This window comes from Pseudoxanthomonas sp. UTMC 1351 (assembly GCF_040948865.1).
In the GTDB taxonomy this organism is placed as follows: Bacteria; Pseudomonadota; Gammaproteobacteria; order Xanthomonadales; family Xanthomonadaceae; genus Pseudoxanthomonas_A.
Genome location: NZ_JAVGJT010000009.1, coordinates 274,271 through 299,208, shown reverse-complemented (window position 1 = coordinate 299,208; position 24,938 = coordinate 274,271). Strand labels below are relative to the sequence as shown.

Here is a 24,938-nt window from a genome sequence, read left to right as displayed (position 1 = left end):
CCCCCCCACCACTCCCACAAGGATGCTATGTCGCCATGACGGATTGATCATCAGCATAGAATCTCGGCTCAGAAGAAATCGGTGCCGACTTTCAACAGACTCCAAAAAAAGCCGGCCATCAGGCCGGCTTTTCTCGTTGATGGCATCAACCTTTCTCAGAACCGCAGATTCGCTCGCACATAGAAGAAGCGGCCACCCGGGATATCGTAGGTGGATGCTTCATAGCCATTGAGCGAGCACGAGGTGCACACCGGCGGATCTTCGTCGAACAGGTTGTTCACGCCCGCGGTGAGTTGCAGACCTTTCATCCAGTCGAAGTCGTACCCCAACTGCAGATCGTGATAGGTCGTCGCGGCCAAGGTGTTGCTGGTCGGCGTATCGCAGAACTCGGCGGGATCCGCGGCCAGGCAGGCTTCTTCCATCTCGGAGAGATGGCGGATGCTCCAGGCCGCGTTCCAGTCGCCGAGTTTCCAATCCAACGTGGCGGTGGACGTCCACTCGGGAATGGCAGTGTCGTTGACGACGATGCCGGGCCCCTGCGGTTGCAGTTGTCCGCCGGCACCGCGTGCCTCAAAGCGCGTCACGAAGGTGTTCTGCCAGCTCAGCTTGAAACGCCCCGCGCTGGTTTCTGGCAACGTCCAGAACACGTCCGCGTCCCAGCCGTCGGTCTTGATCGAACCCAGGTTGACGAGGAAGTTCGCGAAGGTATCGATCTCGCCGGAAGCCAGGCGGTTGATGCCGGTGCAGTATTGCGGCAATTGCGTAGTGGCGCACAAGTCGAGTTGCGTTTGCGCGTCGATGGCTTGGATAGCGCCTTCCAGATCGTGCCGGTAGAACGTCACCTCAAAGTCCAACCTGTCCGACCAACTTGTGTCCGCGGCGAATGACGGGCTGAACACCAATCCCGCGCTGAAGCTCCGCGCGCGCTCCGGCTGCAGCTCCGGATTGCCACCAGTCAGGACGGGAATCTGCGGATCGTTCTGGCGCGCACCGGCAGGAACGCCCGGGCAGGCGATCGGCGCGGTGGAACCCGGCGGTGCGCTGGGCGGCACCAGGCACGGATCGACCAGCAATGCGTCGAAGCGGCTCTGCGAACCGTACAGTTCACCGATGGACGGCGCGCGGAAGCCTTCGGCATAGCTGGCGCGCAACACTAGGTCTTCAGCCACCTGCCAGCGCAGGCCATACTTCGGCGTGAATTCGCCGCCGAAGGTGGAATAGTCGGAATAGCGCCCGGCCAAGCTCAAGTCGAGCTTCCCGCTGCCGCCTTCCTGTGCGTACAGCGGCACGTTCAACTCCACATAGACTTCGTTGACATCGTAGCTACCGGAGGTGGGCAGCGAAGGCACGCCGTTGTATTCGCCGGCGACGGTCTGCGGATCCGGGCTATAGCTGCCTTCGTACTTGCGGTATTCGTAGCCGGTGGCGAATTCGACATCGCCCGCCCAAGTGGGGAACAGGTTGCCGCTGAGGTTGGCGGTGAACTGCGACAGCTCCTGCTCGCTGCGGTCGCGGAACAGCGGACTGATGTAGGCGAGCATCTCAGGCGTCATGGTGTTGAAGCCAAAGATATCCAGCGGCGTGCATCCTGCTGTCGCGGCGCATACCGCAGGATCACCCAAGGCAATGGCGATATTGCGCGCGTTGTAGCTGCCGCGATTGGCCTGATCGGCTTCGTTCTTGCTGTACGCGGCGTTGACGTCCCAGTAGAACTGGCGGTCGCCACCGAATGAACCTTCCAGGCCGGCGGCGAAATACTGCGTGTCCACCTGTTGTTCGAAGATGCGCGGCCCGCCTTCGGAGGGACGTCGACGAATCGTGTCGACGTTTCCGCCTTCGCGACCGTCCAGGTCGAAACCGAACGGATTGAACGGGTGGTTGGCGGGGATGAATATGTCCGCGGCATAGGTGGTGCCGGCGCCCGGGCCGAGATCGATCGGCTCCGGCGCAGCCTGATTGGTGGACTCGCGCCGATTGAACAGTGCCTTGACGTAGAACTCGGTCTGCTCAGTGAACTGGAAGCGGTACTGGCCGTATACGCCCATGCGTTCGGAAGGCGTGATCAGAAGATTGAAGGGCGCGTAGTTGTACGCATCGTTGGCGAAATCGAAGCAGTGGAATCCGTCGGTACGCGGAACGCCGCTGTCGCAATCCGGCAGGTTGGGTGTGTAGGTGGGATTGCTGAGACCCGCGTTGGTGGTCAGCAGGTATGCGACGTCATTCGGGTCCCGGAACGAGAACATGCCGCCGGGGACACGCGAGCTGCCGCCCTGGATCGGGATCGACGAGATCCTGCGATCAGAAGATCTGACTTCATCCTGCTTGGTGTAGCTCAAGCTCAGGAACAGGTTGCTGCGGTCGGTATTGGTGCCCCAGGCAAAGTCGGCGCCAGAAATCTGACCGTCGCCCTTGTCGTATTGCCCGTAGTTCAGCGTGACCTGACCACCGTCGAAGTTGCGGCGAGTGATGATGTTGACGACACCGGCAATCGCGTCGGAACCATATAGCGAGGAAGCGCCGTCCTCCAGCACTTCGATTCGCTCCACCAGCGCAAGCGGAATGGTGTTGAGATCCACCGCCGCACTGACGCCGGATGCGGAAGATTCGTTGACCCAGCGCATGCCGTCGACCAGTACCAGCACGCGCTTTGGACCGAGGTGACGCAGGTCTACTTGCGCCGAACCCGCACCCACGCCATCGCCGTTGGGAGAGAAGCCGAAATTGCCCGATGAGTTGAACTTGGTGTTGAGCGCCGAACCCGAACCACTCAGCTCCTGCAGGATCTCGCTGATCGAGGTCATGCCACTGCGGTCGATGTCCTCGCGGGTCAGCGTCTGGACGGGCACACGCCCTTCGATTTCAGAGCGCTTGATGCGGCTGCCGGTGACGGTGACAGCATCGAGTGTCGTAGGGTCCGGTGGCGTGTCCTGCCCCAGGGCAACAGCGGGCAAAGCAAGCAAAAGACTGCAATGAATGGCAAGCGCCATCCGCGATTTTCGTAGCTTCAACTTCATCTCTCTCTCCTGGTGGGTGAATGGTTGGCCACCGGCGCTTGGTCCTTCCGATGACCGAACTAAGAGTTGTAAACAAAATGTAAAGAGATGGCGTGATGATTAGCTGAATGTAGTAGTGATTTCGCTTCAATTCACCCTCTTGGCCCGACAGACGGTCAACTGCGGAGGGCAGTAAGCACGCGGCGACCCAAGGAGTGATGACCCGACCTAACGGCCTGCAATAGCGATGCTCAGGCCCATGACCACCATGAACAGTGCGAATACCCGCTTCAACGCGGCCCCGCTGATCCAATGAGCCAGCCGTGTGCCGTACGGAGCTGCGAAGACCGAAGCCACCGCCACGCCGATCGCGGCAGGTAAATAGATGTAGCCGATGGCGTGACTGGGCAAAGCACCCGCGGGCGCGTGCATCGCATAGCCGAAGGCGCTGGCCAGACCGATGGCGACGCCGCCGGCGCTGGAGGTGCCCACTGCCTTGACTGGCGCCACCCCGCGCCACACCAGCAACGGCACGGTCATACTGCCGCCACCGATACCCACCACCGACGACACCGCGCCGATCGCTGTGCCGGCGGTGGTCATCAGCCATCCGCGCGGTGGCTCCACCGGCTTATTGTCAACGCTCACCCGAGGCTTGCCGAAGGCCAACTGCGCACCCGCGATAAAGCAGTAGCTCGCAACGATCCAACGCAGGACGTCGCCATCCAGATAGACCGCCAGGTCACTACCCAGCCATCCGCCCAGCAACAAGCCTGGCACCATCCATGCGACGGTCGGCCAGAGCACACTGCCGCGGCGGTGATGCGAATACGCCGACGATGTCGCCGTCAACACGATGCTGGCCAACGAACTGGCCAAGGCCGCATGCATCGCCGCTTCCTGAGGAATGCCATACAACGGCAGCAACCAGACCAACGCCGCCACCAACACCAGACCGCCACCGATGCCCAGCAATCCCGCCAATAATCCTGCGACGATGCCGAGCAGAGGAAAAATCCAAAATCCGTCCAAACGCAATCTCCTCAAGAGCTCCATCGACGTGCGCGTTCAGCCGGCTTCGGTATATTCCGTGCATGACTCGCCACAAGCCCGACATCGTACTCGTTGCCACCGCTCTCTTAGAATCTGCTCATGATCCTGCTGCGCTCGGCAGTCGCTCGCGACGGATCGTGAACAGGTTCTTCGTAGGCCTTCTCGCCAGCACACTTCTCGCTTGTTTGCCCGTCCAGGCACAAAACCTGGACGCGCAACGGCCGCGCATACGCGCCGCATTGGAAGCCGCGGAGCGTGGTCAATTCGATGCCGCGCAATACCGCGACATCGTGTCTCATCCGCTTTACGGTTGGGTGGAATTCACTGGGCTGAAGCGCAACATCGACACGCTCGGCACCGCGCAGGCACAGGCGTTCCTCAAACGCTACGAAGGCCAGGCGGTGGCCGAGGCCTTTCGTAACCTGTGGCTGTCGGCGCTGTCGCGTCGCCAGGATTGGCCGACCTTCCGCGCCCATTGGAAACCGACCAGCAACCTCACTTTGCAATGTGCGGAGTTGAACGCGCGACAGGCGCTGGGCCATGCCGACGCGCAATGGGTCAAGGATGCGCAGGACGTCTGGCGCAAAGGCATCAAGCCGCTGCCCGACATCTGCGATCCGGTGTTCGCACTGCTGGCCAACAAGCAGGCACTGCCTGCGGCACTACGCTGGGAACGCATCGATGCGGCCGCCGCCGAACGCCAGACCGCATCGATGCGTCATGCGGCGCGCGGCCTGCCCAGCGGCGAAGCCGCCTTGGCGAACGACTACGCGGCCTTCATCGACGGCGTGCATCCACGCGCCTTGCAATGGCCCAAGACCGAACGCAGCCGCAAGATGGCCGCGGTTGGCCTGGCACGGCTGGCGACGAAAGATCCCGCTGCTGCCGAACGGCAACTGCCCCAATATGCCAACGCCTTGGGCATGAACGAAGCCGAACGCGGGCAAGTGCTGAACCAGATCGCGTTGTGGACCGTGGCGTCGTACGAGCCGGATTCGGCGCGGCGGTTGAACGAGGTGCCCGAAGTAGCTTTCGATAACAACCTGCACGAATGGCGGGTTCGCGAAGCATTGGCGCGCGGCGATTGGCGTGCTGCATTGACGGCACTACGCAAGATGCCGGCGAAGCTGCGCACCGATTCGCGCTGGCGCTATTTCGAAGCGCGATTGGAGGAAAAGACGGGCGACAAGGCAGAAGCACAACGCTTGTATCGCGAGGCGGCGCAATCGGCGACCTTCCACGGCTTTTTGGCGGCCGATCGCATCGGTCAACCATATGCGCTATGCGCCTGGACGCCCAAGGACTCGGCGCAGGCGAAGAATACCGTCGCGCGTGATGCTGCCATCGTGCGTGCCATGGAGTTATGGAAGCTGGAGCGCCCCGGTTGGGCGACCAGCGAGTGGAACGACGCGCTATCGCGTTTCGACGACACGCAACGGCGAATCGCGGTGGAAGTGGCGCGCGACAACGGCTGGTTCGACCGCGCCGTGTTCTCGTTGGGCAAAGCACCCGACGAACTGCGCCTGTACGAACTGCGCTTTCCGCTGCATCACGGCGAAACCATCCGCCGCGAAGCCGGCAAGCATGGCCTGGATCCGGCTTGGGTGGCCGCCGAAATCCGCGCCGAAAGTGTGTTCAACCCGAAGGCGCGATCCGGCGCCAACGCGATGGGCCTGATGCAGGTGCTGCCCAGTACCGGCGCTGCGGTTGCCAAACGGCTGGGCCTGCCATGGGGTGGCGCAGCCAGCTTGTACGACTCGGATACCAACATCGCCTTGGGCACGGCCTATCTGCGCCAAATGGAAGACAAATACGGCGTGCCGTATGTCGCTATTGCTGCTTACAACGCCGGCCCCACACCGACCGCACGTTGGCAATCGCAACGCCCTAATTACGACCCTGATTTTTGGATCGAAACGATCAGCTACCGCGAAACGCGCGAATACGTCGCACGCGTGCTCGCCTTCAGCGTGATCTACGATTGGCGTCTTAACGGCAACGCCCTGCCGGTCACCGACCGCATGCTGGGCCGCGTCAATGCCAAGCGAAAAGCGTTTGTTTGTCCGACGGCGCAGGCGCCCAAAAGCTAGTCCGTGCGACGGTAGGAGCGGCGTCTCGCCGCGAGCTCTTCCTTTGGCGGCCGATAAACTTTGGTAGCCCCCAATAAAATCAAGAGCTCGCGGCGGGACGCCGCTCCTACAACAGCGAAGGCCGCTCCTACGACGCGAGACATTCCGGCATCATGTCGCCATGAAGACCTATCTTGTCGGTGGCGCTGTTCGTGATCGTTTGTTGGGCATCGAGCCCGGCGACCGTGATTACGTCGTGGTCGGCGCCACGCCGGAAGAGATGCTGGCGCAGGGCTTCAAGCCGGTAGGTCGGGACTTCCCCGTATTCCTGCACCCGAAAACCGGCGAGGAATACGCGCTGGCCCGGACCGAGCGAAAGAGCGGGCGCGGCTACCGCGGTTTCGTGGTGGACACCGATCCGTCGGTGACGCTGGAGGAAGATCTGCAGCGGCGCGACTTCACCATCAATGCGATGGCGCAGGACGAAACCGGAAATCTGATCGACCCCTATGGCGGCGCCGACGATATCCAGGCATGCCTGCTGCGGCATGTCGGTCTCGCTTTCGCCGAGGATCCGCTGCGGATCCTGCGCGCGGCACGTTTCATGGCCCGGTTCGCGCCGCTGGGGTTTCGCGTGGCGCCGGAAACCATGGCGCTGATGAAGGAAATGACGGCCAGCGGCGAACTGGATGCACTGGTCCCGGAGCGCGTTTGGCAGGAACTGCGGAGGGCGCTTGCTTCGGCGCAGCCGTCCGCATTCCTGGCGACGTTGCGCGAAGCCGGAGCGTTGGCCGCCATCCTGCCCGAAATCGATGCGCTCTACGGTGTACCGCAGCGCGCGGAATTCCACCCGGAAGTCGACACCGGCATCCATCAGCAGATGGTCAGCGACATGGCCGCGAAGCTGGCGCCCGGCGATGCCGTGATCGGCTTTGCGGCGCTGACGCACGACCTGGGTAAAGCACTGACGCCCACCGACGTGCTGCCCAAGCACATCGGTCACGAGCACGCGGGCGTAAAGCCGGTGCTGGCGCTGTGCGAACGACTAAAGGTGCCGTTGGAACATCGCGATCTCGCCGTCATGGCCTGTCGCGAGCATCTCAACGTCCACCGACTGACGGAGTTACGCGACGTCACCGTGTTCGAATTGCTGGCGCGCTGCGATGCCTTTCGCAAACCCGACCGCATCGCGCAATTGGCGCTGGTCTGCGAAGCCGACAAGCGCGGCCGCCTGGGCAGCGAAGATGCCGACTATTCGCAAGGGCGCGAACTGCAGCGGCTGCATGCGGCCGCGATGGCAATCAATGCGCGTGATGTGGTGGATCCGGAACTGAGCGGACCGGAGATTGGAGAGGCGGTGAGGAAGGCGAGGATTGCGGCAATTGCGAGGGCGCGGGGAACCCGGTAATAAAGAGCGGAATCGGGAAGCGAGAGAGCTCAGGTTTTACCTTCTCATTCTTTGCAAACCCAATTAGCTCGAATCTCAGCTCCCTTCTCCCTCCGGGAGAAGGTGGCGCGCAGCGACGGATGAGGGAATGAGGTATCCGCTTGTAGCAAAAGGACGGTGGCGAGTCATTGCTATTCCCTCATCCGCCCTCCGGGCACCTTCTCCCGGAGGGAGAAGGGAAAGAGCCTCCGGCTTCTTTTGCGAGCGTGATGAGTTCCAAATCTTGCGAAAAAGACAGGAGCTGAGACTCAGCGCCAATTGGGTTTGCAAAGAATGAGAACGTAAGAGCTGAGCTTCCTGCTCCCACATCCCGCTCTCAAACTACCCACCCACATTCGGCGTGAGCTTCAACAGCCGCGCGTCGGCTCCATCTTCCAGCAACCAGATCGCACCATCCGGTCCCTCCTCCACTTCACGGATACGACGCCCCATGGGATAGCGCGCAGCTTCCCGTGCTCGTATACCGGTGATTTCAACGCGGATCAGCGCTTGCGAAGCAAGTCCGCCGATGAATCCATGTCCGCGGAAGTAAGGAAACATATCGCCGGAGTAGATGATGAAACCCGCGGGCGCGATCACCGGCGTCCACCACGCTTCCGGCGCATTGAATTCCGGCCGCGTGTCGTGCCGTGGGATGGGTGTGCCGTCGTAATGATTCCCCTGGGAAACGATGGGCCAGCCATAGTTAGAACCGCGCTCGATCAGGTTCAGTTCGTCGCCGCCCGCCGGTCCCATCTCGTGCACCCACAACCTGCCGTGGGCATCGAAATCCAACCCCAGCATGTTCCGGTGCCCCAGCGACCACACTTGAGCCGCCACGCCGCCTTGAGCGGCAAAAGGATTATCGGCGGGAACGGAGCCGTCATCGTTCAAACGCACCAGCTTGCCCAGCAGCGACTGCATATCCTGCGCTGGCGTCATTTTCTGCCGATCGCCCGAAGTGATCCACAGCTTGCCTTCACCGTCGAACGCGAGCCGATGGCTGTAATGGCCCTCGCCCGTGACCTTGGGTGTCTGCCGCCAGATCACCTGCAGATTGGACAGGCTGCCGCCGTTGCCGCTGGTATCCAACATCAACTGCGCGCGTGCCACCGCCGCGCCGCGGGTGTTATTCGTCCCCGCCTCGGCATAACTGAGATATACCCACCGGTTCGCAGCGAACTGGGGATGCAGGATGATGTCTCCGAATCCGCCTTGCCCGCCATAAGCCACCGTAGGCACGCCAGTGATCTCACCGACCTGGCGCGTGGCGACATTCAACAACCGTAACCGCCCGTTTTTTTCGGTGACCAGCAGGCGTCCGTCAGGCAGGAAGGTCATCGCCCAGGGTTCGTTGAACCGCGCCACTTCCGCGCTGACAAATGGTGGGTTGGGAATCCGCCGCGCGGGGTTCGGTCCTCCCGTCACCTGTGGCACCGCAGCCGCCATGGCGTTGGCCGTCGCAGGCGGAGGAGATACCGCAGCGGGCGGGGGTGTTTCGTCGGCCCTACGCACGCTGATGAAAGAAACATCGCTGAATTCGGCGGAATCAGCGGAGGCCTTCGAATCTACGCCGGCGGATTCGACACTGACGGCGCCGTTGCAGCCGGCCAGTAAAAGCACCAGGCCAGCGATCGTTGAGAGGTTTAGCGTCATGGTGAGGCTCGCTGCGTGAGAGGAGCTGCTGGCCGTTTTACCGCAACACGCTGGAGAAAAGCGTGATGGGCAAGCTGGGACCAACGGATGCTACAACAGCCGCCGAACACCGACGGCGTCGGGGCCGTGGCCCCCGACCTACGTCATACCTTGAGGTACCAGCGGTGCCGATCCATCCAGCGGACAACGCCCCACCAGAACAGCACGAACGTCAACGCGAATGCCAGCGAGGGCAGATATGGCCCGAATAGCGGGGTCATCCAGTTCGCGAACCCGACGCGGTATATCGGCTCCCACCAACCCAGCCCGGCGAACAGCAAGACCATGGCGGCGGAACCGGCATAAGCCGCTATCGCGTTGACGCCGAAGCTGCGTCCCCACGCCGGCCAGCGATAGCGATCAATCAGAACATGGCTCAGCGCGAGCGCCAGCATGGCGCAGCCACCGGTAAGCAGCACGTACGAAGACGTCCATAGATTCTTGTTGATCGGAAACAGCGGCGCCCACAACCATCCCATCACCGACAAAGCCACGCCGATCACCAGTAAACGCCACAGCTGTGCGTGACGCAGCCATTCGCCCGCACGCAAACCCAGCAGTGTCGTCGCGATCGCCGGCAGCGTGCTCAGCAGGCCCTCTGGCTCGTGGCCCCGGCCCGTGGCTGCGTCGAACTGGTAGGCCATCGGTCCCAGCAATGCGGCATCGATACGGCTGGCGAGATTCGTCAGTGGTACATAGCCGCCACTCACCGCCAACAGCGCCCAATATCCGAGCAACGCGACGGCGATGAAGATCCATTGTGCCCGTGGCCGCACATACAGAGCGGCCATGCCCGCCACGGCGAAGCAAAGACCGATTCGTTGCAGCACGCCCCAGGGCCGAAACCATGGCTTGTCCAGCAACCAGAACGCCAGCAGATGCAGCAGTAAACCCAGGCCGATGATCTTCGCCGCGCGTATCCAGATGGTCCGGCGCAACGTGGCCGGATCCGCTCCCGTCTCCACGCGCGGCACAATGCCCAGCGCGATCGATACGCCGACGATGAACAGGAAAAATGGAAAGATCAGGTCAGTCGGCGTAATGCCATGCCATTGCGCATGCAGCAACGGCCAGTACACGTGACCCCAGTCGCCTGGATTGTTCACCAGCAGCATCGCGGCGACGGTGATGCCGCGCAGCGTATCGACCGAGTTGAAACGCATGGGTGGGGAATTATAGTTCGCCATGTTTTTCCCTAGCAGGAACCCTGTGTGCGTATTCACGCCCCTCCTGGAGAAACGTAGAGCGGAGCTGCGCCCCGCGGTAGCAAGGAGACAGTAGCAATTGGGCCCTCGCAACGGCAGGCGATAGCGAATAACCGTTAAAGGTGTCTCGTAGCACCGAGCAAAAGCAGCGGAGCAAGCTCCGCTCTACATGGACAGCGGCTTTCTCAATGCGTCTGACGGCTGCCGCCGATCCAAGTGGCTTTCAGCTGCAAATCGGCATCCAGCGCTACCAGGTCCGCGTGATAGTTCGATGCGATACGGCCGTGGGTTTTGCCCAAACCCAGGAAGTCCGCCGGATAGGTCGCTGCCATGCGTGCTGCTTCTTCCAGCGGAAGTCCCAACAACTTCACCGTGTTGCGCACCGCGGTCAGCATGTCCAGCGCGGAGCCTGCGAGTGCCCCGGCGGCGTTGCGCACGACTCCGTCCTGGACGGTGATGACTTCGCCATAGAGTTCGTAGCTGGGATCGTCCGCGCCCACTGGCGGCATCGCGTCGGTGACCAGGAATAGTTTGCCGCGCGGTTTGGCGGCCAACGCCACACGCAAACTGGCCGGGTGCACGTGCACACCATCAGCAATGATGCCGCACCAGCTGTCGGGATCTTCCAGCGCGGCACCGACGGCACCGGGCTCACGACCTTGCAATGGCGACATCGCATTGTAGAGGTGAGTAAAACCGCGAATGCCCGCGGCCAGACCCGCGCGGATTTCATCGTATGTGGCCGCGGTATGGCCCGCTGCCACGATCCCGCCGCGCTGGACCAGCGCGCGGATGCTGTCGGCCGGCACCCGCTCCGGCGCCAGCGTGAGCAGCGTGACGCCGTTGCTCAGCGAGGTGGCCAGCGTGATTTCCGCTTCATCAGGTATGCGGAATTTGTCGGCGTTGTGCGTGCCTTTGCGCGCGGGCGCCAGGTAAGGACCTTCCAGATGGATGCCCAGCACGCCGGGCACGCCCTGGTCGATGGCATCGTGCACCGCCGCGACTGCGTTCCGCATCACGTCCACATCGTCGCTGATCAGCGTGGGGAGCATGCCCGTGGTGCCAAACCTGCGGTGCGCCTGCGCGATGGTGCGCAGGGCTTCAACGGTCGGTGCGTTGTTGAACAACACGCCACCGCCGCCATTCACCTGCGCGTCGATGAAACCCGGCAGCAAGTAAGCACCATCGAGATCATGGCGAGCGATATCGCCGGGCAGCTCGGTCTGCGGAACCAATGCCACAATGCGATCGCCTTCGATCAGCACGGCGCATCCGGGATCGAAACCATCGACGGTCAGTACTTGGCCGTTGATCAGCGCGATGCGGCTCATACGGTTTCGGTCACCTTGTTCAAATGCGGCGGCACGTCGGGATTGTGGCCACGGCGGAGCGCCAGCGCATTGATGGCGCGGTAAAAACTCTGCACGGTCAGCAGCGGCGCACACGCGGGGTGCGGCGCCGAAGCCAGTGGCAGATCGCCATGTTCGGACGAGACCCACACCTGCGCGCCGCGGCCGCGGAATTCACGCGCCAGCGCCAGCGTGCCGGCTTCGGTTTCGTCCGGCTGGGCGAAGCACAGCACAGGAAAACCAGGGCCCACCAGCGCCATCGGCCCGTGCTTCACTTCGGCCGAACTGTAGGCTTCCGCGTGCAGACCGCAGGTTTCCTTGAACTTCAGCGCCGCTTCCTGCGCGGCCGCAAGGCCCAGTCCGCGACCGAGCACAAACAGGTTGTGCGCATCGACCAGACCATCGGTCAGCGGCGACCAGTCGGCCTGCCAGGCGGCGCGCAAGCTGTCAGGCAGCTGCGGCAGCGCATCCAGCAGTGGTGCTTCGTTCTTCCAGTACGCCGCCAATTGCAGGATCGCGGCGAGTGAACCCAGATAGCTTTTGGTCGCGGCCACACTGCGTTCGGGACCGGCATGCAGCGGGATGACGGTATCGGCCAGTGCGGCCAGCGGCGAGTCTTCCGCGTTGACGATGGCGACCACGCGCGCACCGGCATCGGCGGCGGCCGACGCATTGCGCAGCAGGTCCGGACTTTTCCCCGACTGCGAGATCACCAGGTACAGCGCGCCACGCAGTTGCTGTTTGGCCTCGTAAACCGACCCGACCGAAGGCGAGGCGGAGGCAGTGACGATGCCTAGCTGCGTCTCGAACAGGTATTTGCCGTAAGTGGCGGCGTGATCGGAACTGCCGCGCGCGCAGGTAACCACGAACGGCGGAGGGTTGCTGCGTAGCTCCGCGGCTAGCGCCTGCACGGTCGTTTGGTTGCGGGCGTATTGCGTTGCGATGACGTCGGCGGTTTGCTGCGCCTCCTGGAACATCAGGGTATCGGTAGCGGCCGGAAGCGTGGCGAGATCGGTCATTAGGCGGGTTCGGTACGGTCGGAATGGTCGGTTCGATCGATACGGTCGTTGCGTTCGGAACGCGGCCGTACCGGTGCGGTGGACCCGCGTACGACCAACTGCGGCACGAAGCCCTGGTTGTGCACGGGGGACGGATTATCTTCGTAAGCGTCTTGCCGCAGGCCGGCGATCAACAAACGCGCGGCCTGCTTGGCGATGTCTTCGGTAGCCTGCTTGGCGGTGGTCAGTGGCGGCCACGATTGCCGGGAAAACGGGCTGTCCTCGAAACCGGCGATCGACAGATCGTAGGGCACGTTCATGCCACCCGACTTGGCGGCCGCCAGCACGCCGGCGGCGATTTCATCGTTGGAACCGAAGATCGCGGTGGGTGGTTCGCGCAGCGCCAGCAGCCGTCGCGCGCCGCGAAAGCCATCGTCGAAGGTGTAGTCGCCGGGCACGATCAAGTGCTTGTCGACGGTAATGCCGTAATCCTTCAATGCCTGCTCGTAGCCTGCGTAGCGCTCGGTACTGGAGCGATGCGCCAATCCGCCCCAAAGAAACCCGATCCGCTGATGGCCGAGCTGGATCAGGTGCTCGGTGATTTCGTAGGCCGCATCGCGATCGTCCACATAGACGCAAGCGTGACCATCCTGCGGGTCTTCCGTGGCGGCGATGATGCGCACCAGCTTCACGCCGCGCGCGGCCAGTGCATTCACCAGGTCCATGCGCTCGGACATCGGCGCGGTGAGCACCAAGCCCGCCAACCGCGAGCGCTGCACGAATTCCACCAGCTCCTCCGCCAACAATGGCGAGGTGGAATCGACGGGATGTATCTGCAGCCCGAAGCCGGTCTCGCGGCAGGCCGCCAGCACACCATTCTGCACGCCGATGATGTGGTACGGATTGGGATTGTCGTAGACCAGCCCGATCACGAACGGCGTACCGCTACGCAGATTGCGCGCGGACTGGTCGGGCTCGTAGTCCAGTTCGGCGATGGCGTGCAGCACGCGTGCACGCGTGCCCTGCATGACCGAAGGCTCGTTGTTGATGACCCGGGAAACGGTCTTCAACGAAACCTTCGCCCGTTCGGCGACATCCTTGATGGTGGGTCTGCGCATGCTGATTTCTACTGTTTGGCCGGTACGCGGTCATCATGCGTGAAAGCGGTCTTGTCTGCCGTGCCGACGCGGTGGCCGTACAACGCGTAGAACAGGATGTACAAATAACAGGGCACCGTCAGCGCGGCAAATACCCACTGGAAATCGTAATGCTGCTTCAACACGGCGAACAGCTGGGGAATGATGGCGCCGCCGGCGATACCCATGACCAACAACGCCGATCCGGTCTCGGTGAAACGGCCCAGGCCCTTGATTGTCAGCGGCCAGATCGCCGGCCACATCATGGCGTTGGCGAAGCCGAGCGCGGCGACAAAACCAACCGATACATAGCCTTGGGTCAGCAAGGCGCCGATAGCGAACAACAGCCCCAGCACCGCCGAGACGCTGAGGTAGCGTTCCTGCGAGATGAAGCGCGGAATGGCGATCAGACCCGCCACGTAGCCGCACAACATCGCCCCCAGGGTGAACGAAGTGAAGAACTTGGTTTCGTCCAACGGCAGGCCGAAGCCATTGCCGTAGGTGCCGATGGCATCACCCGCCAGCACTTCCACACCCACGTATACGAACAGGCACAACACGCCCAGCCACAGGTGCGGAAACTGAAAGACACTGCGCCGGCCAGCTGCGGCACCGCCCGCACTGCGCTCGGCGTTCACTTCGGAAGGCTTCAATTCCGGCAACGGGGAAAACAGGATCGCGATCGACAACACCACCAGCACACCGGCCATCACCAGGTAGGGCGTGTGGATCTTGGCGGCGAACTCATTCAACAGAGCCGCCTTGGTAGCCGGGTCGGCGGCGCCCACCTGGGTGGACAGGTCGCCGATGCCATGCAGCACCACCGCGCCGAGCACCAGCGGCGCCAGCATGCCGGCGACCTTGTTGCAGATACCCATCACCGCGATGCGCTGGGCCCCGCTTTCGATAGGACCCAGGATGCTGATGTAAGGATTCACAGCAGTCTGCAAGAGCGCCAGTCCGCCGCCAATGACGAACAGTCCTCCCAGCGCACCCGGATACCAGCGTTGAGTGGAGAACTCGCCGAACAACGCCGCACCGATCGCCATCACGAACAAACTAGCCGCCAGCCCTTTCTTCATGCCCGTGACTTTCAGCAACGCCGCCGCGGGTAACGCAAGAAAGAAGTACGACAGGTAGAACACCATCAACACCAGGAAGGCGTTCACTTCGTTGAGATCGAAGGCCAGCCTGACGAACGTGATCAGCGGGCCGTTGATCCAGGTAAAGAATCCAATGATGAAAAACAGCGCGCCGATGATGGCGATGGAACCGGTGTGGCGCGTGCCTTGGATGGCGGTCATGTCGAAAGGACTCCCCTACTGGTTTGGATCGGCTTGGCGCGAGAGGTGGCTGACGAATCGGCAGGCGCAACCTCAGCTGGGAATAACGTTGTCACAAATCTTTCCCGCAAACCACTTTTTCTGCCATTTTGGCGAAGAAATCGGGTGGTCCGGGACTCTCGTTGTTCTTGCGATGCAGCATAAAGTCCACAGCGACTGACCCATTTGCCCGTAAATATGAATGAAAACTTGTGTAAACACAGCCAATTCACCAGATAGCCGCCTCTTAGTGACAAATTTGTCAGCAAACCTCGCTGGCCCACACCTATTTCATGACAGAGTGTTGACAACGTTGTCAAATCGCTCCCACACTCCGGCCGCAATGGGGGAGCGGTAAGACGCTCCAAGTCAGCGGACAGGTGGGGAGACGTGTGGTCGCAATTGCCAAGTCAACACCGATGGATGCCATGAGCCACCAAGACGGCGCGTTTATCGCGGCCGACGTGGGCGGCACCCACGTGCGGATCGGTCTGGTCAGCGCCAGCATGGATCCGAATTACCGGGTAAAGGTGCTGGAGTACCGCAAGTACGTCTGCGCGCAATACGCTGGATTGACCGAAATCATCGAAGATTTCCTGGCCGGGCTGAGCGGCGCCAGAGTCGCGCACGGCGTCATCGCCAGCGCGGGTTATCCGCTGGAAGACGGCACCGTGATCACGGCCAACCTGCCCTGGCGGCTATCGCCGCAGGAGATCCGTAGGCGCCTGGGCTTCGACGATTTCAAGCTGGTCAACGACTTCGAGGCGGTAGCCCACGCGGCCGCTCAGGTCGACGCCAGCCAGGTGCTTCAACTCACCGGACCAACGACCGCGCCCGTGCGGGGACCCATCCTGATTCTTGGACCCGGCACCGGCTTGGGCGCCGCGGTATGGATTCCCACCAGCAAGCAAGCGGTGGTGTTGCCCACGGAAGCCGGCCATGCCGCGCTGACAGCCGGCAATGCGATCGAAATGGCCTTGCTGACGGAAATGCTGAAGCAGCGCACGCACGTGCCGACCGAGCACGCCTTGTCCGGTCCCGGCCTGATGAATCTGCATGCAGCGCTGTGCGCGGTGCGCGGTCGCGAATCCATCTACACCACACCCGGCGAAATCACCGCCGCCGCCACCTCGGGCAGCGACCCGCTGGCGCGCGAAAGCCTGGAAATTTTCTGCGGCCTGCTGGGCAGCGCGGTCGGCGACCTGGCGCTGCTGTACGGCGTGCAAGGCGGCGTGTACCTGGCCGGCGGCATCCTGCCGCAGATACGCGATTTTCTGTTGAACAGCCGCTTCGTCGAAAGGTTCCTCAACAAAGGACCGATGCGCGAGGCACTGGAGCGGATTCCCGTGAAATTGGTCGAGCACGGACAACTGGGCGTGATTGGCGCGGCCAGTTGGTATCTCGATCAACGCAACGGAGATTGAAGAAGGCGTCGGCACAGACGCAGGTATCGGCGGACGGCGCGGGTGCGGCAAAACGGCACCGTCCTTGGGAACAGGCATCAGGCACGGCCGCGGGCGATTGGGCCCGTAGTCGATTTCAATTCAATGAATGATGGGAGAGACATCATGAGTTACCGTAAATCCGTTCTATCCGCAGCCATCGTGACGTGCCTCGGCATGGCCTCGCACGTTCAAGCGCAGGAACAGGCGCCTGCGCAGCAGGAAGCCACCGATCTGGACAAGGTGGTCGTTGTCGGTATTCGCGGCAGCATGGAAAAGTCGCTGGATACCAAGCGCGAAGCCAACTCTCGCGTCGAAGTGGTCACCGCCGAAGACGTCGGCAAGTTGCCGGCCCACAACGTGGCCGACACCCTGCAGCGCCTGCCCGGCGTGAACATCAGCTCGTCCTCCGCCGACGAAGGCGGCTTCGACGAAGCCGACCGCGTCAGCTTGCGCGGCACCAGCCCCAGCCTGACCCAGACCCTGATCAACGGCCATACCGTCGGTTCAGCCGACTGGTTCGTGCTCAGCCAGGGCAACAACGTCGGCCGCAGCGTCAGCTACACCTTGCTGCCTTCCGAGCTGGTCAGCTCAGTGGAAGTGCACAAATCCTCGCAGGCCAAGCTACAGGACGGCGGCACCACCGGCAGCATCAACATCATTACCCGCAAGCCGCTGCAATTCGCCGACCAGATCACCGCCGAGGCGTCGATCGGCGTTGTCAACGCCGAGCAGGCCGACTCCACCGATCCGCAGCTGTCGGGGCTGTTCAACTACAAGAACGACGCCGGCACCTTCGGTGTGATGGTCCAGGCGTTTAGCCAGAAGCGCGAACTGCGCCGCGAAGCCCAAGAAGTCCCGGGCGGCTTCTTCCAGATCGCGGACACCGACCCGGTCGCCGCCACCAATCCTGATTTGGTCGGCGTATGGGTTCCGGGCTTGCTCGGCTCGACCCTGTTCGAACAGACCCGCGAGCGCAAGGGCGGCCTGATCGAAGTGCAGTTCAAGCCCAGCGATAACCTGACCCTGGGTCTGAGCGGCTTCCGCTCGGACATGGATGCCAACAACTACAACCGCAACTTCATGATGTGGGGCGGTTCGTTCGCCCGCGCCCAGGCACCGGACGCAGGCTATGTAGTGAAGGACGGCGTGCTGGCCCAGGCTACGTACACCGGCGAGCCCGGCCGCGACTACGCGGTCTACGACATGATCTATCGCGAGGCTTCTGCCAAGAGCGAATACGTCACCTTCGACGCCGACTGGCAGATCAACGACAACCTGAGTTCCAAATTCCAGGTCGGCACCACTAGTGGCGAAGGCTCGACTCCTCGCCAGTTCATCGCCGAGGTGACCTTGGCCAATGGCGGTGGCGCCAACTGGACCAGCCACGGTGCCGGTTCCCCGCTCGACTGGAATGTGGGTGGCGACATCAGCCCCGCCGGCGTCACCAGTTTCGGCACGTGGGGCAACCAGGAAGTAACCGCGAAGGACGACGAAGACTGGTTCACCGCGGACTTCACCCAGTACTTCAACAGTGGCGTGCTCTCGTCGATCGACTTCGGCGCGCGCTATGCCGACCACACGCGAGAAGCACAGTCGCCGGAAGGTGCGAGCCCAGGCGACATCTGGAGCGCACTGCAGAATGGCGCCACCGGCTCGTACCCGAGCGGCTTCGCCAGCAACGTCGGCGGCAGCTTCCCGCGCAACCTGTGGTACTTCACTCCGGGCGCGCTGAAGGACGCGATCATCAATAACTCGACTTGGCTGCACGACAACGATGGTCCAACCGGCCGCCACAACTACGGCGCCGAGTGGAAGGTGGAAGAGAAGAACTTCGCCGCGTACGTGCAGGCCAACTTCGTCGGCGACAACTGGAGCGGCAACGTCGGCTTGCGCTATGTCGACATCGACCAGGACATCAGCTCGTACCAGGCGGTCTCCGATCCGGCCAACGCCGATGTTTCCAGCTTGTTCGGCCAGTGGATCCGCAGGTTCACCAACAACAGCCACAGCCGCGTCCTGCCCAGCGCGAATATCAAGTTCGACCTGAGCGACGACTTGGTGTTCCGCTTCGCGGCCTCGCAGACGCAGACCCTGCCGGACTTCTCCGCGCTGGGTGCTTCGTCCTGGGGCTCGGATCTGAACAAGACCGGCGGCGGCGGCAATCCGAATCTCAACCCCGTCGTTTCTACCAACTTCGACGCCAACCTGGAGTGGTACTTCATGCCGCGCGGGCTGTTGTCCGTCGGTGCCTTCTCGATGAATCTGAAGGACTATGTCGCCTTCGGCACTGAGAGGCAGATGCTGTTCAGCGAATTGACCAATCAGCTCGAGGAATACCTGGTTTCGGTGCCGATCAACTCCAACGGCAAGGTTACCGGGTTCGAAGTAGCTTATGAGCAGCCGATCGGCGACTACTTCGGCGTCACCGCCAACTACACCTTCGCTGACGGCAGCACCTCGCACACTTGGGCGGACGGCAGCAACAACCTGCTCGGCACGTCGAAGAATACCTACAACGTGGGTGCCTACTTCGAGAACGACAGCTTCGGCGCGCGGGTCAGCTACACTCGCCGCTCGTCGTTCCTGATCGGTCTGTCCGGCGCCAATCCGTATTACCAGGATGACTTCGGCACGCTGTCGGCGGCACTGAGCTATAAGGTCAACGATCACCTGAGCTTCTCGCTGGATGCGCTGAACCTCAATGACCCGACCATCAAGTACTACCAGACCGCGGCCATCCCGACTTCGTTCTACAGCAACGGGCGCCAGTACTACTTCAACGTCCGCCTGAAGTTCTGATCACGGTAATGTAAAGGAATGCTCTCCCTCTGCGGGCCTGGACTTGTCCGGGCCCGCTTTTTTTTGGAATGCTGTCGCTATTGCCCGAAGAGTATCGAGATGAAGAGAACTACCGCTCCCCGCTTGCTGTCTTTCCTGGCGATTCCCGTACTTGCGCTGGCGTTGGCCGCTTGTCAGCGCGATGAGAAAAGTGCCGCGACCGCGGGTGCTCCGCCACCGGCCGATGTTTCCGCCGAAATGGCGTTGATCCCGTTGCCGGCGAAACTGGAGCCGAGGCAAGGGCAGTTCACCATCGACGCAAGCACACCGGTTCATGCAGAGGGCGAGGCGGCGCAGCGCGTGGCGAAGCGGTTTGTGAAGCTGGTTTCCACCACCGGCAAGATCGATTTGAAGCTCGCGGCGGACGGTGCTGCCGGCGGTATCCGGTTCGTGTTGGATCCGGCGTTCAAAAGCGCTTCGCCCGAGGCGTATGTTCTGGATACCGCAACGGACGGGATCACTGTTCGGGCCAGCGACGAACGCGGCCTGTTCTACGGCGCCGTCACGTTATGGCAGCTGGCTGCACCAGGCGGCGAGGCGGCGATCCGCGTGCCCGCGCTGCATATCGAAGATGCTCCGCGTTTTGGCTGGCGCGGTTTGATGTTGGATTCAGCTCGTCATTTCCAGTCGGTCGAGGAAATCAAACGACTACTGGATGCCATGGCGTTGCACAAGCTCAATACCTTTCACTGGCATCTGACCGACGACCAGGGTTGGCGCATCGAAATCAAGCGCTATCCCAAGCTCACCGAAGTCGGCGGTTGCCGGATTCCCGCGGGCGACGGCGGCAAGGATCCCGCGACAGAAAAGCCGAAACCATACTGCGGCTACTACACGCAGGACCAGATTCGCGACGTGGTGAAGTATGCCGCCGAGCGCCACATCACCATCGTTCCCGAGATCGATGTACCCGGCCACGCACAGGCAGCGATCGCCGCGTATCCGGAGCTTGGCGTGCTGGGTGACAAGCCGCCGGTGCTCAACGAATGGGGTGTCAACACCTATCTGTTCAATACCGAGGAAAGCACGTTCCAGTTTCTGGAAAATGTGTTCGCGGAAGTGATCGGGTTGTTCCCTGGGCCTTACGTTCACGTCGGCGGCGACGAGGCGGTGAAAGACCAGTGGAAAGCCTCCGCTCGCGTACAGGCACGCATGCGCGAATTGGGCATCAAGGATGAAATGGCAATGCAGAGCCATTTGATCCAGCGCCTGGAAAAATTCCTGGTCGCCCATGATCGCCGCCTGATCGGCTGGGACGAGATTCTGGAAGGCGGACTGCCGCCGGAAGCCACCGTGATGTCCTGGCGCGGCATCGAAGGCGGCATCGAGGCAGCCGAGCAAGGCCATGACGTCGTGATGTCGCCGTCGTCGGAACTGTATTTCGACTATCTGCAGACCCATTCGCCTAACGAGCCGCCCGGCCGTCCCGCCGCTATTCCGCTCAAGCAGGTCTACGCATTCGAGCCGGTACCGCAGCAGTTGGATGCCGCGCACCGCCAGCACATTCTCGGCTTGCAGGCCAATGTCTGGACCGAGCACATGCGCAGCTTCGCGCGCATGCAGCACGCCATCTTCCCGCGTATCGCGGCATTGGCGGAAACCGGTTGGTCACCACAGGCCCGCAAGGACTACGACGGCTTCCTGGCTCGCCTGCCTGCGCAGCTGCAGCGCTATCAGGCGCTGGGCATCAACTACGCAGCGACGCCATTTGAAGTTGCGTTCTCGGTGCAGGAGGACCGCCAGGCCGGCAAGGCGACCGTAACGCTGGACAATCCGACCGGTTACCAGGACATCCGGTACACCACCGACGGTAACGACCCCACCGCAGCATCACCGCGATACGAATCTCCGTTGGCATTGACGTTGCCGGCAGAGCTACGCGCGGCGGTGTTCGCCGATGGCAAGCCGCTCGCTGCCGCCGGCGTGCAGCACCTGACCGCCGCGTCGTTGCTCAGCCGCACCGATGAAGAACTGCAGATGTGCAGCAGCGGCCTGATGCTGCGCTTGGAAGACGATGGCCCTGCAGATGGCGAACGCGCCATCTTCAACGTCGATATCTTCAATCCTTGCTGGCTGTGGTCTGGAGCGGATCTGACTGACATCGCCTCCATCAAAGTACGCGCCGGCCGTATGCCGTACTACTTCCAACTGCACAAGGACGAGGCCAACCGCAAATTCCGGGCGCCCAAGTCGGCGCACGGCGAGCTGGAAATACATGCCGGCTGCGATGGCGAGCTGCTGGCGAGCGTGCCCTTGCCTGCGGAACCGGATAGCAGCGGTTTCGTCGATCTTAAAGCGGACTTGCCTGCTGATCTGACCGGACGCAGGGATTTGTGTATCACCTTCACCGGCGATACCCGGCCGACCATGTGGGTGCTGGACCGGGTCACCCTACAGCCAAGGTGATGGCGCTGCTGTAGGAGCGCCGTCCCGGCGTGAGCTCTTCACTTCAATCGCGACCTGATGGTAAGAGCTCGCGGCGGGACGCCGCTCCTACAGAAACACTTTGATAGCCATATCGAGCGTATTTTTTTGCGCCCGCAGCCGTTCATGGTTCTTTGGCTGTATTCGGCCGGACAGTTCGTTTGCGCACATATCACCTTGCTGACATGGCAAAGCTCTTGTAGGAGCGCCGTCCCCGGCGCGAGCTCTTCGCTTTAATCGCGATCTGATGGTAAGAGCTCGCGGCGGGACGCCGCTCCTACCGGCGAGACGCTGCTCCTACGGTTTCGCGATGATCTTATGGCTGAGCTGACCGCGGCAGCCGGCGCTCCACCCGCAACCAAGTGTCCCGCAGCGGTGTCAGCGCGGTCGCCAATCCGGCGATGGCGCCCAAGGTATTGGCCAACGCATCGAAGGGGTCCTGCATTCGCGTAGCGGTGTAGGCGCCCTGCGCGTACTCCAGGCCAACTCCCATCGCTATCAGACCAGCGCCCGCCAGCAACCAGCACGCGCGCGTTGCGAAGAGCTGCACCGCGCCCATGGCCAGCAGGCAGTACGCGAGGAAATGTTCGACCTTGTCGCCGCCCGAGGGCAGCTCGGGCAATGGCGCCGGTGGCATCAGCGACAATGCGACCACGGCCAGCACAGCCGCCAGCCATACACCCAGCCACAGTCGCGGGCGCCGGAACGGTTTCAGCCACGGCGCCGTCACAGGCGCCAACTCAGGTCATTCATCAGGAAGGCCGCGCCGAATTCCACATCGCGCGCGAAGCCCATCGCCTGGAACCGCTCACCCATCTCGCTGGGCAAGGTGAGTCGCTTGGCTTCGTTGCGAAAGCGCTGCTTGGCGGATTCCTCGGCGCGCGCCTCCACTTCTTCCAGACGCTGCTGCAATCCATTACCCAGCAAAAAGCTCGTCTGGCTGCAGTAGCCGGCCAAGTCGAAACCGGCGTTGGTGCCGGCTTCCGCCAGCGCCGTGAAGTCCACCGAAGCGGTGATGTCCTGCAAACCTGGCCACAGGAATGGATCGGCATGTACGCGGTGGCGATAGAACGCACGCAATGTTCCACTGTCGCGCTGCGGCAGGTAGTACTCGCGGCGCGGATAACCGTAGTCGACGAACAACATGGCGCCGGCATCGAGTCCACCCATCACCGCCTGAAGCCAGTAAGGCAGCTGCGGCAACAATTCCGAGCGATAGCCATCCGGAAACCGCTGCTCGTTGTAGCGCTCGACGTGGCGAACCGCGGCGGCCAGCAAAGCATCGGCCGGATGCTCGGTGCGGACGAAACCACCCGTCGCGCCTACCGCAACGCCTTCCTCGAAAACCTCGCCATCGCGCAGTGTGAAGCGCGGCGTGGGCAAGGCATCGATCACTTCGTTGGCGAACAGTACGCCGTTCCATTTCGTCGCCGGCGGGCCGTCCAACCATTCGATGATGTCGAACACCGGCGGAATGAGCTTCCGGCCCAGGCGTTCGCGCTGACGCTCGCGCAGGTCGGCGCTGGGTTCCAGAATGGCGTAGCGCGCCGGCAGCGCGTCCAGTTCCAGCAACCGCTTGAGCATCACTTCGGCAAAGGCGCCGCTGCCGCCGCCGATTTCCAGGAATTCCGCCTGCGGCCCTAGCTGTTGCAGCACCGGCGCGACCGCTTCGGCCACGCAACTGGCGAACAACGGACCCAGTTCCGGGGCGGTGACGAAATCGCCTGACTCGCCGAACTTGCTGCTGCCGGCGCTGTAGTACCCCAGACCGGGCGTATACAGGCAGCGCTCCATGAAACGTGAAAAAGGAATCGCGCCGCCCGCCGCCGCGATCTCGTCGCGGATCAGGGTCGCCAACCGGGCGCTATGCGCCAGAGCGACATCGTCAGGGAGGGGAAGCTCGGCCTGCATGGGGCGCACCAGAGTGGGGACTTGAGAGTGTGAACACAGGCGGCCATTGTACGTGCCCGGCGCGCGCGCATAGAATCGAGTGCACAGCAGCAGCGGATACGTCATGACCTATTGCGTCGGCATCGAAGTGGACCAAGGCCTGATCTTCGCCGCGGACACCCGCACCAGCGCATCGTTCGACGATGTACGCGTGTACCGCAAGATGCACTTCTTCGAGTATCCGGGCGAGCGGGTATTCGTGCTCATGTCGGCCGGCAACCTGGCCACCACCCAGCTGACGATTTCGCGCTTGCAGCGCGATGCCGACGATCCGGACGCCAAGCGCAGCCTGCACACGTTCTCCCATCTCTACGAAGTGGCCGAGTACGTCGGCGACACCTTGGTCGCCAGCCAGACCAAGGTCAGCGACGACGCGCAGCAGAGCGGCGTCAGTGTCCAGGCGACCTTTATTCTGGGCGGCCAGATCGCGGGCGAGCGGCCGGGCCTGTACATGGTCTATCCACTGGGCAACTGCATCGCCACCTCACCGGAAACGCCTTATCTGCAGATCGGCGAGTCCAAGTACGGCAAACCGATCCTGGACCGCATCCTGCGGCCGGAGACCACACTGGAAGATGCCGCGCGCTGCGCGCTGGTGTCGCTGGATTCGACCATCCGCTCCAATCTTTCCGTCGGCTTGCCCATCGACATGGCGCTGATCCGCGCTGGCGACCTGAAGATCACGCAGAAGATGCGGTTGGAAAGCGACACGCCGCTGTACTCGGAAATCCACGAGACCTGGTCGCGCAAATTGGAAGCCGCCGTGCGCAGTTTGCCGCGCTTTCCGTGGGAGCCTCCAATGGAGAAGGAAGAGGCTCCCTCCGCACTGCCTGCCATGCCGCCACGTCGGCAGCCGTCGCGGCAGGACCCTGGCGACGCGCAGGGACAACAGTAGAAGCGCACAGCGCGAAGCACCGTGTAGGAGCGCCGTCTCGGCGCGAGCTTTTCGCTTTTATCGGGACCTGACAGAAACAGCTCGCGGCGCGACGCCGCTCTGCGCCTCGATAGTTCCTCAGCGCACGTAAAAAAAGCGCG

At 62.5% G+C, this 24,938-nt stretch carries 16 protein-coding genes; 6 read left to right on the top strand and 10 right to left on the bottom strand.

Translation table 11 applies throughout. From position 1 onward, the window contains the following. Window positions 1–155: 155 nt before the first annotated feature. Window positions 156–3,014 (bottom strand): TonB-dependent receptor plug domain-containing protein, encoded by a 2,859-nt coding sequence (locus AB6O04_RS08535; protein WP_368563418.1) that lies wholly within the window; start codon window positions 3,012–3,014, stop codon window positions 156–158. 207 nt (window positions 3,015–3,221) lie between these two features. Next, on the bottom strand, window positions 3,222–4,025 hold the full coding sequence (locus AB6O04_RS08530) for a sulfite exporter TauE/SafE family protein (RefSeq protein ID WP_368563417.1): 804 nt from the start codon (window positions 4,023–4,025) through the stop codon (window positions 3,222–3,224). 158 nt (window positions 4,026–4,183) lie between these two features. Between AB6O04_RS08530 and AB6O04_RS08525 the strand changes: the two genes are divergently transcribed. Both AB6O04_RS08525 and AB6O04_RS08520 read left to right on the top strand, forming a co-directional pair. Next, the gene (locus AB6O04_RS08525; protein WP_368563416.1) at window positions 4,184–6,136 is read left to right on the top strand and encodes a transglycosylase SLT domain-containing protein; all 1,953 of its coding nucleotides are present in this window, start codon (window positions 4,184–4,186) and stop codon (window positions 6,134–6,136) included. A gap of 160 nt (window positions 6,137–6,296) precedes the next feature. Further along, on the top strand, window positions 6,297–7,523 hold the full coding sequence (locus tag AB6O04_RS08520) for a multifunctional CCA addition/repair protein (RefSeq protein ID WP_368563415.1): 1,227 nt from the start codon (window positions 6,297–6,299) through the stop codon (window positions 7,521–7,523). A 360-nt stretch (window positions 7,524–7,883) separates the two neighbouring features. Here AB6O04_RS08520 and AB6O04_RS08515 read toward each other — a convergent pair whose 3' ends face one another. From AB6O04_RS08515 to AB6O04_RS08490, 6 genes are all read right to left on the bottom strand, one after another. Continuing rightward, window positions 7,884–9,197: a PQQ-dependent sugar dehydrogenase gene (locus AB6O04_RS08515; protein WP_368563414.1), complete on the bottom strand. Its 1,314-nt coding sequence runs from the start codon at window positions 9,195–9,197 to the stop codon at window positions 7,884–7,886. 143 nt (window positions 9,198–9,340) lie between these two features. Further along, window positions 9,341–10,423 carry an acyltransferase family protein gene (locus AB6O04_RS08510; RefSeq protein ID WP_368563413.1) on the bottom strand — a complete coding sequence of 361 codons (1,083 nt, stop codon included), beginning with the start codon at window positions 10,421–10,423 and terminating at the stop codon, window positions 9,341–9,343. 203 nt (window positions 10,424–10,626) lie between these two features. Beyond that, window positions 10,627–11,772 (bottom strand): N-acetylglucosamine-6-phosphate deacetylase, encoded by a 1,146-nt coding sequence (gene nagA / locus AB6O04_RS08505; protein ID WP_368563412.1) that lies wholly within the window; start codon window positions 11,770–11,772, stop codon window positions 10,627–10,629. Next, window positions 11,769–12,809 carry an SIS domain-containing protein gene (locus tag AB6O04_RS08500; protein WP_368563411.1) on the bottom strand — a complete coding sequence of 347 codons (1,041 nt, stop codon included), beginning with the start codon at window positions 12,807–12,809 and terminating at the stop codon, window positions 11,769–11,771. Before AB6O04_RS08500 ends, nagA begins: the two co-directional genes overlap by 4 nt. Further along, window positions 12,809–13,906: a LacI family DNA-binding transcriptional regulator gene (locus tag AB6O04_RS08495; RefSeq protein WP_368563410.1), complete on the bottom strand. Its 1,098-nt coding sequence runs from the start codon at window positions 13,904–13,906 to the stop codon at window positions 12,809–12,811. Before AB6O04_RS08495 ends, AB6O04_RS08500 begins: the two co-directional genes overlap by 1 nt. Before the next feature lie 8 nt (window positions 13,907–13,914). After that, window positions 13,915–15,228 carry a sugar MFS transporter gene (locus AB6O04_RS08490; protein WP_368563409.1) on the bottom strand — a complete coding sequence of 438 codons (1,314 nt, stop codon included), beginning with the start codon at window positions 15,226–15,228 and terminating at the stop codon, window positions 13,915–13,917. 419 nt (window positions 15,229–15,647) lie between these two features. On the opposite strand from AB6O04_RS08490, the gene AB6O04_RS08485 reads away from it, so the two are divergent. The 3 genes from AB6O04_RS08485 to AB6O04_RS08475 all read left to right on the top strand — a co-directional run bounded on the left by AB6O04_RS08485 (window position 15,648) and on the right by AB6O04_RS08475 (window position 21,935). After that, window positions 15,648–16,670 (top strand): glucokinase family protein, encoded by a 1,023-nt coding sequence (locus AB6O04_RS08485; protein WP_368563430.1) that lies wholly within the window; start codon window positions 15,648–15,650, stop codon window positions 16,668–16,670. Between the two features lie 144 nt (window positions 16,671–16,814). Next, window positions 16,815–19,490 (top strand): TonB-dependent receptor, encoded by a 2,676-nt coding sequence (locus tag AB6O04_RS08480; RefSeq protein ID WP_368563408.1) that lies wholly within the window; start codon window positions 16,815–16,817, stop codon window positions 19,488–19,490. Window positions 19,491–19,589: 99 nt separating this feature from the next. Then, on the top strand, window positions 19,590–21,935 hold the full coding sequence (locus AB6O04_RS08475; RefSeq protein WP_368563407.1) for a family 20 glycosylhydrolase: 2,346 nt from the start codon (window positions 19,590–19,592) through the stop codon (window positions 21,933–21,935). Window positions 21,936–22,269: 334 nt separating this feature from the next. On the opposite strand, the gene AB6O04_RS08470 is transcribed toward AB6O04_RS08475, so the two are convergent. Beyond that, a complete protein-coding gene (locus AB6O04_RS08470; protein WP_368563406.1) occupies window positions 22,270–22,692 on the bottom strand; it encodes a VanZ family protein in 423 nt (140 codons plus the stop codon). After that, a complete protein-coding gene (locus AB6O04_RS08465) occupies window positions 22,680–23,864 on the bottom strand; it encodes a class I SAM-dependent methyltransferase (RefSeq protein ID WP_368563405.1) in 1,185 nt (394 codons plus the stop codon). The genes AB6O04_RS08470 and AB6O04_RS08465 overlap by 13 nt, the downstream gene beginning before the upstream one ends. 103 nt (window positions 23,865–23,967) lie before the next feature. Between AB6O04_RS08465 and AB6O04_RS08460 the strand changes: the two genes are divergently transcribed. Further along, window positions 23,968–24,798 carry a 20S proteasome subunit A/B gene (locus AB6O04_RS08460; protein ID WP_368563404.1) on the top strand — a complete coding sequence of 277 codons (831 nt, stop codon included), beginning with the start codon at window positions 23,968–23,970 and terminating at the stop codon, window positions 24,796–24,798. The last annotated feature ends 140 nt before the right edge of the window (window positions 24,799–24,938 follow it).